The following is a 16,292-nucleotide window of genomic DNA, read 5'->3' as shown; positions in this document are numbered from 1 at the left end:
ATGCGCACCCTGATCTTGATCCTGGCCGGCCTGCTCATCGCCGTGGGCGCCGTTTTCCGCATGCCGCCACACTACCGGCGCCATGGCGCGGTCGCCTTCACCGTGCTATGGCTGCTGGCGGTAGGCTGGAACCTGCGAACCGGGCTGTCGCACGGTTACTCGTTGGGCGAGGAGGCCCCGCTGCAGTTGCTGATCTTCGCGCTGCCGGTGGCGCTGGCTTGGATTCTGGCGATCAGGCTGCGGAGGCCGAGGTGAGCGCTGCGGCGCATTCCGCGCGCGCGGCGACCGAGCCCCACCCGCTACTACGCGCGCGCGATGGGCACGAAGCCAAGGTCCATTACGCGGAACTGTTCTTCGACCTGGTCTATGTCTTCGCGGTCACCCAGGTCTCGCACTACCTGCTCGCGCATCTCACCGCCCTGGGCGTGTTGCAGGCCCTGCTGCTCTGGTGCGCGGTGTGGCTGGGCTGGCAGTACACCTGTTGGGCCACCAACTGGTTTGATCCGGAGACGCGGCCGATCCGCCTGCTGCTGTTCGCACAGATGGGCGTGGCCCTGGTCATGGCCGCCGCGATGCCCGGGGCCTTCGGTGAGCGCGGGCTGATCTTCGCCGGCTGCTATGCGGTGATGCAGGTGGGCCGGGCGCTGTTCCTGCGGCTTCAGCTGGGCACGCATCCGCTGGGGCCGAATTTCAGCCGGATCCTGGCCTGGGCGTGCATTTGCGCAGTGTTCTGGATCTGCGGTGGGCTGCTGGACGGCAACTGGCGCCTGGCGTGCTGGGCCGTGGCGATCCTTTGCGAATACATCTCGCCGATGTTCGGGTTCCGCCTGCCCGGGCTGGGGCGCTCGGACAGCGCTCGGGAGTGGACGATCGAGGGCGGGCATCTGGTGGAGCGCTGCGCGCTGTTCGTCATCGTCGCGCTGGGGGAATCGATCCTGGTCAGCGGTGCGACCCTGGCCCATGCGCATGACTGGTCCGGTGCGGTGCTGTCGGCGTTCGGCGTCGCTTTCGTGGGGAGCCTGGCGATGTGGTGGCTCTATTTCAACACCGCCGTGAGCGATGCCACCGAGGTGATCGTCCACGCCGACGACCCCGGACGATATGGCGCGCTGTTCCACTACATGCATTTGATTGTGGTGGGCAGCGTGATCGTGACCGCGGTCGGCAATGAGCTGGCCATCGCCGGCGGACATGGACATGTTTCCGCGTTGGCGTTCGCGGTGGTAGTTGGCGGCGCGCTGTTGTTCCTGTTGGGCAACGGCCTCTACAAGCGCGTGGTCTATGCGCGTTTCCCGCTCTCGCACCTGATCGGGCTGGCGCTGTTGCTCGTCGTGACCGGTGGCGCACCGTGGCTGGGACTGGCAGGCCTCAATACGGCCGTGACCGGGGTCCTGGAGACCCGCAGCCGCATGCGCATGCGCGCTGACAAGAACGGGCGACACGCCTAGTGCCGCCCGTCTGATCACACAGCCGAGACGGATCAGGCCGCCCGACGCTGACCGTCCGACTCCTGCAAGGCTTGCACCAGATCGAAAGGCCCCGCCTTGATCTCGTCCGCGCTTGGGGAGCGGCCGCCGCGCAAGAGTTCTTCGAAGGCCGCGAGTGCCTTGCCCTGCCCGACACCGGCTGCCGCCACGGCGTAGCCACCTTCCAGGCTGAACTCGATGAAGTCCAGGCTGCCGGGATCGCCCCAGAGGTGGCGCTCAGCGCCGGGCCGGGCGTGGCCCACGTAGCGCAGGCTCTTGCCGTACTGCATGGTCCAGAAGAAGGGGACGCGCCCGTCCATGGCGCCCTGCTGGCGGGCGAGGATCGCTTCGGCCGCAGCCATGCCCTCCTGCATGGCCACACGCCAATGTTCCACGCGTAGGCGTCCGCACGCGGTGGGGGCCGCTGCGATATCGCCCACCGCATAGACGCTGGGCGCCACGCGCATTCCCGCGTCGACCTTGACTGCGCCGTCCTCGTCGACGAACTCGCCGAGCAGCCCTGCATCCGGTGTGACACCCAAGCCGAGCAGCGCCAGCCCACACTTCACCCGGGTGCCATCCTCCAGGATCACCGCGTCCACCTGGCCATCGCCATGCAACGCCTCCACGCGTTGGCCGAGACGGAAGCGCACGCCGTTGTGCGCATGCAGATCCTGGATGGCGCGAGCGGGCTCCGGGCCGAGCAAGCCGCGCAGGATCTGATCGTCCGGTCCAATCACGGTGACCGATTTCGCTCCGCCATCGCCGACCAGGCTGGCGGCGGCCTCCAGGCCGATGAAGCCCGTCCCGACAATGACGATGTCCTGCCCCTGGGCGCCCTCACGCAGCGACTTCGCGTCATCCAGCGAACGCAGCATGTGCACGCCGGACAAGTCTGCGCCTGGCAGGTCGGCGGACTCCGGCGAGGCGCCGGTAGCGACCACCAGATGGTCGTAGCGCAGCCGTTCCCCGCCAGCAAGGGTGACGTGCTTGTGGGCCATGTCCAGGGCGCTAACCGGTGTCTTGACGAGGGTGATCCGCTGCCTGTCCGCCCAGTCCTGCCCACCGAGGGGGAGGTCGTCCGCGTCCATTTCCCCGGCGAGAAACGCCTTGGAGAGCATGGTGCGGTCGTAGGGGGCCACGCCTTCCGGCGCCAGCATGGTGATGTGCCCGGCATAGCCGCGCAGGCGCAGGGTCTGGGCAGTCATGAACGCACTCGCGCCCGCGCCAACAATCACCACGTGGTCATTTGCCAGCTGGGGAATGGGCGCGCTGGTCGGCGCGGTGCGGGAGGTATCCACGCACCAGCCATCGCCGTCGCGCTCGACCACGAACCGGGTCAGGTGCTCGGTGGCCGGCGGTTCGCGCAGGCCGCCATCGGTGGTATCGAACGCCGCATGATGCCAGGGACACACCACGCGCCCGGCGCAGCGCACGCCCTCGCTGAGGTCGGCCCCGGCGTGCGGACAGGTGCCCTGAAACGCGCGGATGCGTTCGCCATCACGCAGGATCAGGATCTTCTGGTCATCGGCGGCGTAACCGCGCATGCCGCCATCGGGAATGTCGCGGGTCTGGAAATGGATCGTGGCCATGCGCTCACCTGATCGTACGGGGGAGCTTCGACCTTGCCGGCCTCGCTGGCAGGGCTACGTCAACAAATCGCTGCGATCGCGTATGCGTAGCACCGTTGTTCAGTACCGGGCGGGTTTGGCGTGATGGACACGTGCATGCAGCGCCCATCCGCAGGCGTCCGGCGCGAAGACCTGCCGCAGATCATCCCCGTCAGCCGTGGCGCTTGCGCGCCTCGGCGAAGGCCGCCAGCTGGGCGGGAGTGGCTTCGGCCTGATGCTGGGCCTTCCACTCGGCGAAGGGCATCCCATAGACGGCCTCGCGGGCCTGATCCTTGCTCACCGGCGTACCGGCGGCCTCCGCTGCTTCGCGGTACCAGTCCGAGAGGCAATTGCGGCAAAAGCCGGCCAGGATCATCAGATCGATGTTTTGCACGTCGGGGCGTTCGACGTTGAGATGCCGGAGCAGGCGGCGGAAGGCGGCGGCTTCGAACTGCGTGGTGTCGGTCATGGGGGCAATCGGGGACAATAGGGAGCCAAGGACTCTACACCGCACCCCGATGACCGCTGCCATGCCCGCCCGCATCCTCGATGGACGTCGTATCGCCGAGGACCTCCTGGATCAGCTCAAGCAGCGGGTCGAGGTGCGCGTGGCGGCGGGCAAGCCAGCGCCCGGTCTGGCGGTGGTGCTGGTGGGCGGCGACCCGGCCAGCGCCGTGTATGTGCGCAACAAGCGGCGCGCCGCGGAGAAGGTGGGCATCATCGCCCACGATTACGACCTGCCGGCGGGCACCACCGAGGCCGAGTTGCTGGCCCTGATCGACCGACTCAATGCGGACCCGGCGATCCACGGCATCCTGGTCCAGCTGCCGCTGCCCGGGATTCCCGATGCGCGCCGGCTGATCCACAGGATCGATCCGCGCAAGGACGTCGATGGCTTCCATCCGGAGAACGTAGGTCACCTGGCCTTGCGCGAATTCGGCCTGCGCCCGTGCACGCCGCGCGGCATCGTGACCCTGCTCGGGCACACCGATCAGCCGGTGCGCGGTCGCAACGCCACCATCGTCGGGGTGTCCAACCATGTCGGCCGGCCGATGGCGCTGGAGCTGCTGATCGCTGGCTGTACGGTGACCTGTTGCCACAAGTTCACGCCGGCCGAGGTACTGGAGGCCAATGTGCGCAACGCCGATATCCTGGTGGTCGCCGTCGGCCGGCCGAACCTGGTTCCCGGCGAGTGGGTCAAGCCCGGGGCGGTGGTGATCGACGTGGGCATCAACCGGCTCGAGGACGGCCGCCTGACCGGCGATGTTGGCTTCGAGGCCGCCGCGGCGCGCGCCAGCTGGATCACGCCGGTGCCCGGCGGCGTGGGCCCTATGACCGTGGCCACCCTGATGCAGAACACCCTGGAAGCGGCCGAAGCCGGCGACGCCGGCTGAGCCGGGCAGGGGGGATTTGGCCGAGCGTCCCGCCCGCTGGCGCTTTCAATGCTGCTTTCCATCCGTGGACTGAGGAAAAGCCTGCGGCGCTGCGGTACAATGTCGCGCTTCCCAAGAACCGGTTAGGTGGCCGATGCTCCGCATCCTGGCTGAAGCACTGACGTACGACGACGTTTCCCTCGTCCCCGCCCATTCGATCGTCCTGCCCAAGGACGTCAGCCTGGAAACGCGGCTCACGCGCGACCTGAAGCTGAAACTGCCGATCCTCTCGGCCGCGATGGATACCGTCACCGAGCATCGCCTGGCGGTGACGATGGCCCAGCTGGGCGGCATCGGCATCATCCACAAGAACCTCAGCGTCGACGAGCAGGCCGCCGAAGTGGCCCGGGTCAAGAAGTTCGAATCCGGGGTGATCACCGAGCCGTTCACGGTCGGCCCGGACACCACCATCGCCGAAGTCCTCAAGCTCACCCGCGACCGCAATATTTCCGGCGTGCCGGTCGTTGACGGTGGCCAACTGGTCGGCATCGTGACCAGCCGCGACATGCGCTTCGAAAAGAAGCTCGACGATCCGGTCCGCCACATCATGACCAAGAAGGATCGCCTGGTCACCGTGCGCGAAGGCGCCAGCGACGAGGAAGTGCTGGAGCTGCTGCACAAGCACCGCATCGAGAAGGTGCTGGTGGTCAACGACGGCTTCGCCCTGCGCGGGCTGATCACGGTCAAGGACATCCAGAAGAAGTCCGACAGCCCCAACGCTGCCAAGGACGCCTCCAGTCGTTTGCTGGTCGGCGCCGCGGTCGGCGTCGGCGGCGATACCGAGCAGCGGGTCGAGGCGCTGGCGGCTGCCGGCGTGGACGTGGTGATCGTCGATACCGCCCACGGTCATTCCCAGGGTGTGCTGGACCGCGTGAATTGGGTCAAGAAGACCTTCCCGCAGCTGCAGGTCATCGGCGGCAACATCGTGACCGGCGACGCTGCGCTGGCGTTGATGGATGCCGGTGCCGACGCAGTCAAGGTCGGCGTGGGTCCTGGTTCGATCTGCACCACGCGCGTGGTCGCGGGCGTTGGCGTGCCGCAGATCACCGCGGTGGACATGGTCGCCGAGGCTCTGCAGGATCGCATCCCGCTGATCGCCGACGGCGGCATCCGCTTCTCTGGCGATATCGGCAAGGCGCTAGTCGCCGGCGCGTCCACGGTGATGATCGGCGGCCTGTTCGCCGGCACCGAGGAAGCCCCGGGCGAGGTCGAGCTGTTCCAGGGCCGCAGCTACAAGAGCTATCGCGGCATGGGTTCGTTGGCCGCGATGGAGAAAGGATCCAAGGATCGCTATTTCCAGGACGCCTCCGATGCTGACAAGTTGGTGCCCGAGGGCATCGAAGGTCGCGTGCCGTATCGCGGTTCGGTCGGCAGCATCGTCCACCAGCTGGTCGGTGGCCTGCGCGCGACCATGGGCTACGTGGGCTGCGCGACCATCGAAGAGATGCGCACCAAGCCGCAGTTCGTGCACATCACCGGCGCCGGCATGCGCGAGAGCCATGTGCATGACGTGCAGATCACCAAGGAACCGCCGAACTACCGGGCGGGGTAAGGCAGGCCGCTTGCGCGGCCCTGCCGCGCCGCCTGCCGAATGTCTAGCCACGGATGGCCGGGCCGGACGTTCCAAAGCCGAGATCTCGCGCCAGGAAGGCAGCAAGAACACAATCAAAGTGACGCGCGCAGGTTCCGGTTTGCGCGCGTTGTCTTATCCAGATGCCAAGGGTGCGCCAGGCCGATGACCAATATCCATCACGACAAGATCCTGATCCTCGACTTCGGCGCGCAGTACACGCAACTGATCGCCCGTCGCATCCGCGAGATCGGCGTGTACTGCGAAATCTGGGCCTGGGACCACGATCCGGCCGAGATCGCAGCCTTCGGCGCAAAGGGCATCATCCTGTCCGGCGGCCCTGAATCGACCACGCTGCCGGGCGCGCCCGCCGCGCCGCAGGAAGTGTTCGACAGCGGTCTGCCGATCTTTGGCATCTGCTACGGCATGCAGACCCTGGCCGCGCAGTTGGGCGGGGCCACCGAGGCCGCCGACCAGCGCGAGTTCGGTCATGCCGAGGTCGAGGTCATCGCACCCGACGCGCTGTTCTCGGGCCTGACCGATCATCCGGGTGCCGCCAGGCTCAACGTGTGGATGAGTCATGGCGACCACGTCTCCAAGGCCCCGCCGGGCTTCACCGTCACCGCCACCACCGATCGCATCCCGGTCGCGGCCATGGCCAACGAAGACAAGCGCTGGTACGGCGTGCAGTTCCACCCGGAGGTCACCCACACCCTGCAGGGGCAGACCCTGCTGCGCCGCTTCGTCACCGAGATCTGCGGCTGCGCCACGCTGTGGACGGCGGCCAACATCATCGAAGACCAGATCGCCCGCGTGCGCGAGCAAGTCGGCGATGACGAGGTGATCCTGGGGCTGTCCGGTGGCGTCGATTCCTCGGTGGTCGCCGCCCTGTTGCACAAGGCCATCGGCGACAAGTTGACCTGTGTGTTCGTCGATACCGGCCTGCTGCGCTGGCAGGAGGGCGACCAGGTGATGGCGATGTTTGCCGAGCACATGGGCGTCAAGGTGATCCGCGTCAATGCCGCCGAGCGCTATTTCGCAAAGCTTGAAGGCGTGGCCGACCCGGAAGCCAAGCGCAAGATCATCGGCAACCTGTTCGTGGACATCTTCGACGAAGAGTCCAGCAAGCTGTCCAACGCCAAGTGGCTGGCTCAGGGCACGATCTACCCCGACGTGATCGAGTCGGCCGGCAGCAAGACCGGCAAGGCCCACGTGATCAAGAGCCACCACAACGTCGGCGGCCTGCCCGAGCACATGAAGCTCGGCCTGGTCGAGCCGCTGCGCGAGCTATTCAAGGACGAGGTGCGCCGCCTGGGCGTCGAGCTCGGCCTGCCGCGCACCATGGTCTACCGCCACCCGTTCCCCGGCCCGGGCCTGGGCGTGCGCATCCTGGGCGAGGTCAAGCCCGAGTACGCCGAGCTGCTGGCCAAGGCCGATGCCATCTTCATCGACGAGCTGCGCAAGGCCGACCTGTACGACAAGACCAGCCAGGCCTTTGCCGTATTCCTGCCGGTCAAGTCGGTGGGTGTGGTCGGCGACGCGCGTGCCTACGAATGGGTCATCGCACTACGCGCGGTGGAAACCATCGACTTCATGACCGCGCACTGGGCGCACCTGCCGTACGACTTCCTCGGCACCGTCAGCAACCGCATCATCAACGAACTGCGCGGCGTCTCGCGTGTGGTCTACGACATTTCCGGCAAGCCGCCGGCGACGATCGAGTGGGAGTGAGATCAGGTCCTTCGGGGCTATCACCAGCCATCGAAAGTCCGTCATAACGTCGCGCAGGTCCGGCGTCGCCTTGCGATCTGCGTAGACGCACTCGCTCTCACGCCACGTCTGCTTGATCGGGCCCAGCAAGCGCTGGTCTTCCCCTGCGCACTGAGTGGCGGCTTCAACCGAGTATGGGAGTCACTGCGGTGGACGCCCAGCGCCCGGCACACGGCACACGGCAGCAGCCGAAACAGCTACGTGCTCTCCCTTATGAACACGTACTCCCTCCGGGCGTCTTGGCTAAGTGCGTGGCGGCTTTTTAACGTCACGTTCCCCGGACACCCCGCTGAGATGGCCTTTCAGGCGACGCACCTCAGCGCCATGTTCGACCGCCAGCGAGCGCGCCCGGGCTTGGGTCTGCTGAACTTCCGGATCCTGCCCGAGAGACCGGGCTTTGTGATACCGAGGCGCGCGGTCATCGCAACCCTACGATGACCGCGCTTGGTCAGCTGGCGTACTGCCTCGATCTGAGCTCGTCCGTATCCCGCTTGCCGCTCATTGACGCCGCTTGTCTGGCCATTGCGAACGGCTCCGAGGTGTCTACCAAGGTCGGGCGAGACATTTCATGGGAGATCCGACGCCAGCGTGGCCCATCAATGGACGGCCTTTCCGTCCTTGGTGAGCAGCTCTCTCGCCATCTCTATTGCCTCCTCACGTGAAGCAGCAAGCAGCAGAGGGTAGCCCCAGAACTTGGCGAAAAGGACCGCAAATGCCTTGTAACCCAGGCGTTTGGCCTGGTTCGGCTCGATCTGAATCATTGCCAGGACCAGTTTTCGCAATTCAACCTTGTGTTTTTTCATCCAAAGCGCGAGGCGCTTCTTTTCTTCCGGCGAGTGCTCGTGCTCTTCTTCAGGTGGTGCGGTATCGCTCAAGATCACGAAGGGCTCTCCGCGCTGCAAATTGGTTTCGAACTCGTCGAAGTCCTTCTGGTGATCATGTCCGGGTTCTTGCGCAAGATTCATCCAGACCAAGGGGAAGTCGGAGCTATTCATCGGCATGGCCGTTTTCCTTAGCGTTTGATGTGATGCCAGGTGGTCGCGATAGCGAACACGCCGGGCAGCGAAATGAAGAACACTGCCGAAAAGGCGACGTACCAACCGTCGCGCAACCCGTCGGCGATTCCCCCGAGGGTATTCAGGACGACGAGCAGGCTGCCGAATACCAGCGCAGCCCACTGGGCTTTACGCGTTCCGATCAGCGCGAAAAGCACCGTGACGATCCAGCAACCATAGAACGCGGGGAACACCCACAGTATCCCGGGATCAAACGTGATCGCCGGCGTCGCTCCTTGCGCTCTCACGAAGTCGTTTACGTAAAAGAACAACTGGAAGGTGACGAAAAGCACGGCACCAGCGGCTGTCGTCAACCAGCACAAGGCGACCTTGTTGGAGTTGCTCTTGGCCAGGGCTTGAGTCGGGGTAGGGGGCTGAGGGGGCATAAGCGTTTTCTCGATAATCAATGGTGATAGGGCCGAGGATTTCCAGCCGTTGAAGCGTTCGTCTCAGCGCAAATCAATACCGATAGTTCAGCGTCACCATCACATTGCGTGGTGCGCCATAACCCACGGTGTCGAAGTCGCCCTTCTGTAGCGCGTACTTCTTGTCAAAGGCGTTGTTGACGTTGACGGCGACGTTGGTCCGCTTGGTGATGGAGTAGCGCCCCATCAGTGATACCTGCGCATAGGAACCCTGCTCCCCGCCCAGCGAACTGGTGCCGCTGTTGGGCGCCTGGTAGAACCGGCTTTGCCATTTGGTGCCTGCGCCCAGCGTCAACTTGCTCCAGTCTCCGGGCAACTGGTAGGTAGTGAAGAACTGGGCCGTCGTACGCGGCAACTGCGAGTTCAGGCGGACGTCATCGCCATCATGCGCCGTGAAGTGGGAGACGCCTGCGTAAATGTTCCAGCCACGCGCCAGTTCACCCTGCAGATCCAGCTCGATCCCGCGCGACTTCGTCCCGTCAGCGCCTTTGTAGGCTTGGCCACCGGCTGGGGTATAGGTGCCCGCGACGATCTGTGCCGCGTTGTCCAGGTTGGTCTCGAACAAGGCCACCGACGCATTCAGACGCCCGTCCATGTAAGCGCCCTTGAGGCCGATCTCCTTGGTTTTTCCCTTTGACGGCGCGAGCACGTTGCCGTTGCTGTCTCGATAGTCGGTCTGCGGGTTGAAGATGCCGGTATAGCTGACGTAAGCCGAATAAGTCTTGTTGATATCGTAGATCAGGCCCGCATAAGGAGTGAATTCTCCGCTCTTCTTGTAGTGCAACGAACTGCCGTTGGCGTTGTCGTCGATTTCGTAATTGCTCAGGCGGCCACCGACGATGAGTTTCAGCGGCGTGGCCAGCGAGAAGCGGGCCGCACTGTAGAAACCGCTCTGCTTGACTTGGGTGCGGGTCGGTATCCAAGGCATGGCCTCGAAGTCGGGCCGGGGTAGGGCGGGCGTCAAGTCATAGACATTGACCGGCGTCAAGGCCGCATAGAACGGCGCGATATCCTCTTGGTTGCCCGTACGGCGCGAACTCATGGCACCCACCACCAGATCATGCTGGCGGCCGAACAGTTCGAACGGGCCGCTCGCCATCACGTCGAACGTGTTTTGACGGCTGCGTGCTTCGGAGGCCAGTGCGACTGGATAAGCGCCGAAGGGAAAAAAGCCCAGTCCTGTGGCGCGATCGGGGCTGCCGACCAGACCGGCCAGTTGGGCATTGGATTCGGTGCGGTACTGGTTGGCGATAGCACGCAGTTTCCAGTCGTTGTCAAAACGGTGCTCGATCTCGGCAAACGCCGTCTTGAGGGTATTGTCCCAACGGCTCCAGTCCTGCGCGTAAGTCTTGGAACGTGAATATTCCGCCTGCGTGCCGTCGCTGAACCAGAGTGGCAATCCTCCCCAGGTGGCGCCTTTTGGCGTGATGTCCTGGTACTCATAGCCCAGGCTCGCCGTCGTGTCCAGGGTCAGATCCGCCTCGATGATGCCGTAGAACGACTTCCTCTCCGGTTTGTAGCTGTCGAGGTAGGAGTGGCCATCCTGGTACGTTCCTACGAGGCGCGCACGGATGTGGCCGTCCTCGGTCAACGGCATCGAGATGTCGCCCATGCTCCGGTAGGTGTCCCAGCTCCCAGCACCGAGCGAGGCGGCGGCCGAGAAGTCGCGGGTTGGTCGCTTGCGCACCAAATTGATGGCGGCCGACGGATTGCCGGTGCCGGTCAACAAGCCGGAACCGCCGCGCACGACCTCGACACGATCATAGAACGCGGTGTCGATCGAGCCGATGCCGCTCCCACTGACGATGTCGCCGACGACGGTGGGGATGCCGTCGTACTGAACGTTGTTGATCAGGAAACCGCGCGAATAGAAGCTCGTTCGTTCGCTGTCGGATTGGTACGGCGCGACGCCGGTGGTGTTCTCCAGCACGTCCTGCACCGAATTCAACTGCTGGTCGTCCATGTGCTGGCGCGTGATCACCGTCATTGCCTGCGGTGTTTCCTTCATCGACAGCGGCATGCGCGTAGCGGCAGCCGTCTCGCCGGTGGTGTAGAGGCCAGTGCCTTCGGTGGTCGCCGTATCCATGTGGCCCTTGACGGTGAGGGCCGGGAAGGCGGTCGCCTCTTGAGACGCCTCGCCCGTCTTGGTTTGCAACGGTGCTGACTCGGCCGCGGATGCGCCCTGTGCGCAAACAAGAACTGCGGCCGCAACGGCAGCGCTCAACCGGGTCCGCGGCGTGGCCGTGATGGCGCCCTTGTAGCGGCCATTCAGACGAGGGGGGACGGTGCCGGGGCCTGTATCCATATCGATCGGCCAGCGAGATTTCCCGTCCGTTGTGGGGTCAGCCATGAACAATACTCATTCGCATTTAGGAGCCGTATTTAACAATATTGACGCCCTGTGGCGATGGCGAAATCAGGCCAGGTTCTTGTCCATTTAGGCCAGAAGCGGCGATGGCGGCGAATTGGCCGTAATGAAAAACATTATGACCTGGTTTCGCAATGCTGCGCTTGGCTCGCGTGAGTACGCTGCGCTCGATCGCGGTTTGCCGCGCCTCAGCTCGAGTGCTTGGCCGGCCGAAACAAGCACTTTGTCCTGACCGAGGAATCCCGTTATGTCCCCTCTTTGGCTTTGTATGGTGGTGATGCGCAGTCGGCCGCACGTGCCCTCGGCACCGGCGGTCGTTGAGGGAAATCCATGAGCCGCGCCGCCGTCTCCCGTGCCAAGCCCCTTGTCCTAAGCGCTGTTGGCCTCGTCGTGGTGTTCGGCCTGCTCTATGCCTGGCGCACCATTCACAGCGCAGGCGCTGAACAACACGCCATGCCGCCGCTGCCGGTTTCGACGATCCGCGCCGAGCCTCGCAGCGTGGCCGAGGAATTGCAGGCCGTTGGCGACCTGCAAGCCGTGCGCGAAGTGCTGTTGTCCCCCGATACGTCGGGCCGCGTGACGGCCATTCATTTCGAGGCGGGCCAGACCGTGAAGGAGGGCATGGCGCTCGTGCAGCTCTATGACGCCCCCGAACAAGCGGATCGTGCCGCAGCGGCGGCCAAGGCCGATTTCGCCCAACTGCAACTCCGGCGCTCGCAGGAACTGGCGCCCACCGGCGCCGAGCCGCGCGAAATGCTCGAACAACGAAAGGCGGAAGCTGCCCAAGCACTCGCGGCGGTGCGGCAACTGGACGCGCGCATCCAGCAGAAAACCATCCGCGCGCCGTTTTCCGGCCAGCTTGGCATCCGCCGCATCAATCCCGGTCAGTATCTCAACGCTGGCGATGAGATCGCCACGTTGACCCAACTCGATCCGCTCTACATCGACTTCACCCTGCCGCAGCAGGACTTGGCCAAGCTGACGCCGGGCGCGCAGGTGCGGGTCACGGTGGATGCCGCACCGGGCAAGGTGTTCACCGGCAGGATCACCAGCATCGAGCCACGCATCAACGATGAAACGCGCAATGTGGCCGTGCAGGCCCTGTTGTCCAACGCCGACCATCTCCTGAAGTCCGGGATGTACGCCACGGCGCGGCTGGCGCTGCCCACGACGACCGACAGCATCGTATTACCGCTGACGGCGATCCAGACATCCGCCTCCGGTGACAGCGTGGTGCTCGTGCAGGGCGCCGATGCGCAGGGAGTCGGCAAGGCGGTCACCGTGCCGGTCATCACCGGTCGGCGACTCGGCGAAGACGTCGTTGTGACCCAGGGCGTCAAGGCCGGCGACATCGTGGTGATGGCCGGCCAGAATCGGCTCCCGCCCGGTGCGATGGTGAAGATCAATGCGGCGGCGGCCGCAGCGCCGCACGCCGCTCCAACGGTCGCCTCTGCCGCTGGTACACGGTAGAGGACGGCGCCATGCATTTCACCGACATCTTCATCCGCCGACCCATCCTTGCACTGGTCGTCAGCCTGTTGATCCTGCTGATGGGGGCCACCGCCGTGTTCCTGCTCCCCGTCCGGCAGTATCCCTATCTGGAAAACGCCACCATCACGGTCAGCACCACGCTCCCGGGTGCGACCCAGGACGTGATGCAGGGTTTCGTCACCACGCCGATCGCGCAGTCCATCGCCACCGCCAGCGGCATCGAATACCTCAGTTCGACCACCACGCAAGGCAAGAGCGAGATCAAGGCGCGCCTGGTGCTCAACGCCAACGCCGATCGCGCGATGACGGAAATCCTCGCCAAGGTGCAGCAGGTCAAGTACCAGTTGCCGGCGGGTGTCACCGATCCAGTCATCAGCAAGTCCACCGAAGGCGGCACGGCGGTGCAGTACATCGCCTTCCACAGCAAGACCCTTTCGATCCCGCAGGTCTCGGATTTCGTGTCCCGCGTGGCGCAGCCGCTGTTTACCAGCATTCCGGGTGTTGCCTCGGCCGATGTCTATGGCGGCCAGCCGCTGGCCATGCGTATCTGGATCGACCCGGTGCGACTGGCGGCGCATGGGTTGTCGGCCGGCGAGATTTCGGCCGCGCTGCGGTCAAATAACGTGCAAGCCGCGCCGGGCCAACTGAAGAGTTCGCTGACCGTCACCAACATCAGCGCGGCCACCGATCTGCGCAGCGTCGATGACTTCCGCCAGATGGTCGTCAAATCCAGCACCGGTGGCGGCGTGGTGCGGCTGTCCGATGTCGCCACGGTGGAAGTCGGTGGTCAGAACTACAACAATCTGTCGTTCGCCACCGGCGTGCCTGCCATCTTCGTCGCCCTGCAGCCGACGCCCGATGGCAATCCGCTGGAGATCGTCAAGAACGCCAACGCACTGCTGCCCAAGATCCGCGCGATGGCACCGCCGGGGCTGAGCGTGGCCCCCAACTACGACGTGGCACGCTTCGTCAACGCGTCCATCGAGGAGGTGAAACACACGCTGATCGAAGCCATCGTGATCGTGATCGTGGTGATCTTTCTGTTCCTCGGCACCTTCCGCGCCGTCATCATCCCGGTGGTCACCATCCCGCTGTCGCTGGTCGGCACGGCGGCGCTGATGCTGGCCTGCGGCTTCTCGATCAATCTGCTGACACTGCTGGCGATGGTGCTGGCGATCGGCCTGGTGGTGGACGATGCGATCGTCGTGGTGGAAAACATCCACCGCCACATCGAGGAAGGACTGACGCCCGTGCGCGCGGCACTGCTCGGCGCTCGCGAAATCATCGGGCCGGTGATCGCCATGACGATCACGCTGGCGGCGGTCTATGCGCCCATCGGCCTGATGGGCGGGCTCACCGGCGCGCTGTTCAAGGAGTTTGCTTTCACGCTGGCCGGTTCGGTGATCGTCTCGGGGATCGTCGCACTGACGCTCTCGCCGGTGATGAGTTCGATGTTGCTCAACTCCAAGCAGGGCGAGGGAAGGCTCGCGAAGCGGATCGAACACGCCATGGAACGGCTGACGGCATTCTATGGGCGTCTGCTGGCCCACACCCTGGCCGCGCGCGGCGCGGTGCTGCTGGTTGGCGCGGTCGTGCTGGTCGCGATCGTGGTGTTGTTCACCGGCACCCGCCGCGAGCTGGCGCCCACGGAGGATCAGGGCGTCGTCATCGTCGTCACCAAGGCGCCGCAATATGCCGGGGTGGGCTACAGCGCCCGCTATGCTCAACAGATCGAAAAGCTGTTCGAGCAGATTCCCGAGTTCGATAGCAGCTTCATGAATATCGGCGACTCCGCCGGCGGCCAGAACATGATGCTCGGTGGCGCGATCCTCAAGGACTGGTCGCAGCGCAAGCGGTCGGCTGCCGACATTCAGGGCCAGATCCAGGCGGCCGGTGGCGCCATCGACGGCGAGACCTTGACCGCCGTGCAGTTGCCCCCGCTGCCAGGATCCAGCGGAGGCCTGCCGGTGCAGATGGTGCTGCGCTCACCCGACGACTTCAAGACGCTCTACGAGACCGGCGAGAAGCTCAAGATGGCGGCCTATGCCAGCGGGCTGTTCCTCTATGTGCAAAACGACCTGTCCTACGACAGTCCGCAGGCGCACATCACCGTCGACAATGCGAAAGCCAGCGAGATGGGCGTGACCATGCAGTCCGTCGCCGATACCCTGGCCGTGCTGGTCGGTGGGAATTACGTCAATCGCTTCAACTTCCACGGCCGCTCCTATGACGTGATTCCACAGGTGCGTGACGGCGAGCGCATGACGCCGGAAGACCTCGGACGGTTTTATGTCAAGGCGACCTCCGGCGCGCTGGTGCCACTGTCGACCGTGGCTCACGTCGAGATGCGGCCGCAGGCGAACCAGCTCACCCAGTTCGGGCAGATGAACTCGACCACGCTGGAAATGCTGCCGGCCCCGGGCGTGAGCATGGGCGAAGCGGTGAAGTTCCTGCAATCGCAGCAATTGCCGCCCGGCACCAGCGTGGACTGGCTCAGCGATAGCCGCCAGTTCGTGCAGGAGGGCAACCGCTTGTTGGTGTCGTTCTGCTTTGCGCTGGTGGTCATCTTCCTGGTGCTGGCGGCTCAGTTCGAAAGCCTGCGTGATCCGCTAGTGATCCTGGTGACGGTGCCGCTGGCCGTCTGCGGCGCGCTGGTGCCGCTGTGGCTGGGCTTTGCGACGCTCAACATCTACACGCAGATCGGGCTGGTCACGTTGATCGGTCTGATTTCCAAGCACGGCATCCTGATGGTCACCTTTGCCAACCATATCCAGCACCACGACAACGTGAGCCGCATCGAAGCCATCGAGAAGGCCGCGGCGGTGCGCATGCGTCCCGTGTTGATGACCACGGCGGCGATGGTTGCGGGTCTGGTGCCGTTGCTGTTCGCCGACGGCGCGGGCTCGGAAAGTCGCTTCTCCATCGGCATCGTCGTGGTGATGGGCATGCTGATCGGCACCTTCTTCACGCTGTTCGTTTTGCCCACCATCTACAGCTTCATCGCCAAGGATCATCGTGCGGCAGCGGAAAGCCCTCGCGCTCGTGAACTTGCTACTGCGGAGGCTCCCAGTGTCGAACTCTAAGTTGCTATCTCTCTACGTTGA

The 16,292-nt window shown here is 64.7% G+C and carries 12 protein-coding genes; 7 read left to right on the top strand and 5 right to left on the bottom strand.

The window, feature by feature from the left end:
- Positions 1 to 255, top strand: coding sequence for a hypothetical protein (locus tag PJ250_RS17875; protein ID WP_271645957.1), 255 nt, complete (start codon positions 1 to 3; stop codon positions 253 to 255).
- The gene (locus PJ250_RS17870; protein WP_271645955.1) at positions 252 to 1,448 is read left to right on the top strand and encodes a low temperature requirement protein A; all 1,197 of its coding nucleotides are present in this window, start codon (positions 252 to 254) and stop codon (positions 1,446 to 1,448) included. The genes PJ250_RS17875 and PJ250_RS17870 overlap by 4 nt, the downstream gene beginning before the upstream one ends.
- 32 nt (positions 1,449 to 1,480) lie before the next feature.
- Here PJ250_RS17870 and PJ250_RS17865 read toward each other — a convergent pair whose 3' ends face one another.
- Both PJ250_RS17865 and PJ250_RS17860 read right to left on the bottom strand, forming a co-directional pair.
- Positions 1,481 to 3,058 (bottom strand): FAD-dependent oxidoreductase, encoded by a 1,578-nt coding sequence (locus PJ250_RS17865; RefSeq protein ID WP_271645954.1) that lies wholly within the window; start codon positions 3,056 to 3,058, stop codon positions 1,481 to 1,483.
- A gap of 190 nt (positions 3,059 to 3,248) precedes the next feature.
- On the bottom strand, positions 3,249 to 3,545 hold the full coding sequence (locus PJ250_RS17860; protein WP_271645952.1) for a DUF1244 domain-containing protein: 297 nt from the start codon (positions 3,543 to 3,545) through the stop codon (positions 3,249 to 3,251).
- Between the two features lie 49 nt (positions 3,546 to 3,594).
- Between PJ250_RS17860 and folD the strand changes: the two genes are divergently transcribed.
- The 3 genes from folD to guaA all read left to right on the top strand — a co-directional run bounded on the left by folD (position 3,595) and on the right by guaA (position 7,810).
- On the top strand, positions 3,595 to 4,470 hold the full coding sequence (gene folD / locus PJ250_RS17855; protein ID WP_271645951.1) for a bifunctional methylenetetrahydrofolate dehydrogenase/methenyltetrahydrofolate cyclohydrolase FolD: 876 nt from the start codon (positions 3,595 to 3,597) through the stop codon (positions 4,468 to 4,470).
- Between the two features lie 133 nt (positions 4,471 to 4,603).
- A complete protein-coding gene (gene guaB / locus PJ250_RS17850; protein ID WP_271645950.1) occupies positions 4,604 to 6,061 on the top strand; it encodes an IMP dehydrogenase in 1,458 nt (485 codons plus the stop codon).
- Between the two features lie 183 nt (positions 6,062 to 6,244).
- Positions 6,245 to 7,810 (top strand): glutamine-hydrolyzing GMP synthase, encoded by a 1,566-nt coding sequence (guaA, locus tag PJ250_RS17845; RefSeq protein ID WP_271645948.1) that lies wholly within the window; start codon positions 6,245 to 6,247, stop codon positions 7,808 to 7,810.
- A gap of 635 nt (positions 7,811 to 8,445) precedes the next feature.
- Here guaA and PJ250_RS17840 read toward each other — a convergent pair.
- The 3 genes from PJ250_RS17840 to PJ250_RS17830 form a co-directional block, all read right to left on the bottom strand.
- Complete coding sequence (locus PJ250_RS17840; protein WP_271645947.1) at positions 8,446 to 8,850, bottom strand: hypothetical protein; 405 nt, start codon at positions 8,848 to 8,850, stop codon at positions 8,446 to 8,448.
- Between the two features lie 11 nt (positions 8,851 to 8,861).
- On the bottom strand, positions 8,862 to 9,290 hold the full coding sequence (locus PJ250_RS17835; RefSeq protein ID WP_271645946.1) for a hypothetical protein: 429 nt from the start codon (positions 9,288 to 9,290) through the stop codon (positions 8,862 to 8,864).
- 73 nt (positions 9,291 to 9,363) lie between these two features.
- A complete protein-coding gene (locus PJ250_RS17830) occupies positions 9,364 to 11,679 on the bottom strand; it encodes a TonB-dependent siderophore receptor (protein WP_271645945.1) in 2,316 nt (771 codons plus the stop codon).
- Between the two features lie 348 nt (positions 11,680 to 12,027).
- On the opposite strand from PJ250_RS17830, the gene PJ250_RS17825 reads away from it, so the two are divergent.
- Together PJ250_RS17825 and PJ250_RS17820 are read left to right on the top strand one after the other, a co-directional pair.
- Positions 12,028 to 13,167: an efflux RND transporter periplasmic adaptor subunit gene (locus tag PJ250_RS17825; protein WP_271645943.1), complete on the top strand. Its 1,140-nt coding sequence runs from the start codon at positions 12,028 to 12,030 to the stop codon at positions 13,165 to 13,167.
- 11 nt (positions 13,168 to 13,178) lie between these two features.
- Complete coding sequence (locus PJ250_RS17820) at positions 13,179 to 16,271, top strand: efflux RND transporter permease subunit (RefSeq protein ID WP_271645942.1); 3,093 nt, start codon at positions 13,179 to 13,181, stop codon at positions 16,269 to 16,271.
- Positions 16,272 to 16,292: the final 21 nt, after the last annotated feature.

It is taken from the genome of Pseudoxanthomonas sp. JBR18 (genome assembly GCF_028198165.1).
GTDB lineage: Bacteria > Pseudomonadota > Gammaproteobacteria > Xanthomonadales > Xanthomonadaceae > Pseudoxanthomonas_A.
This window is presented reverse-complemented; position numbering and strand designations above follow the sequence as displayed.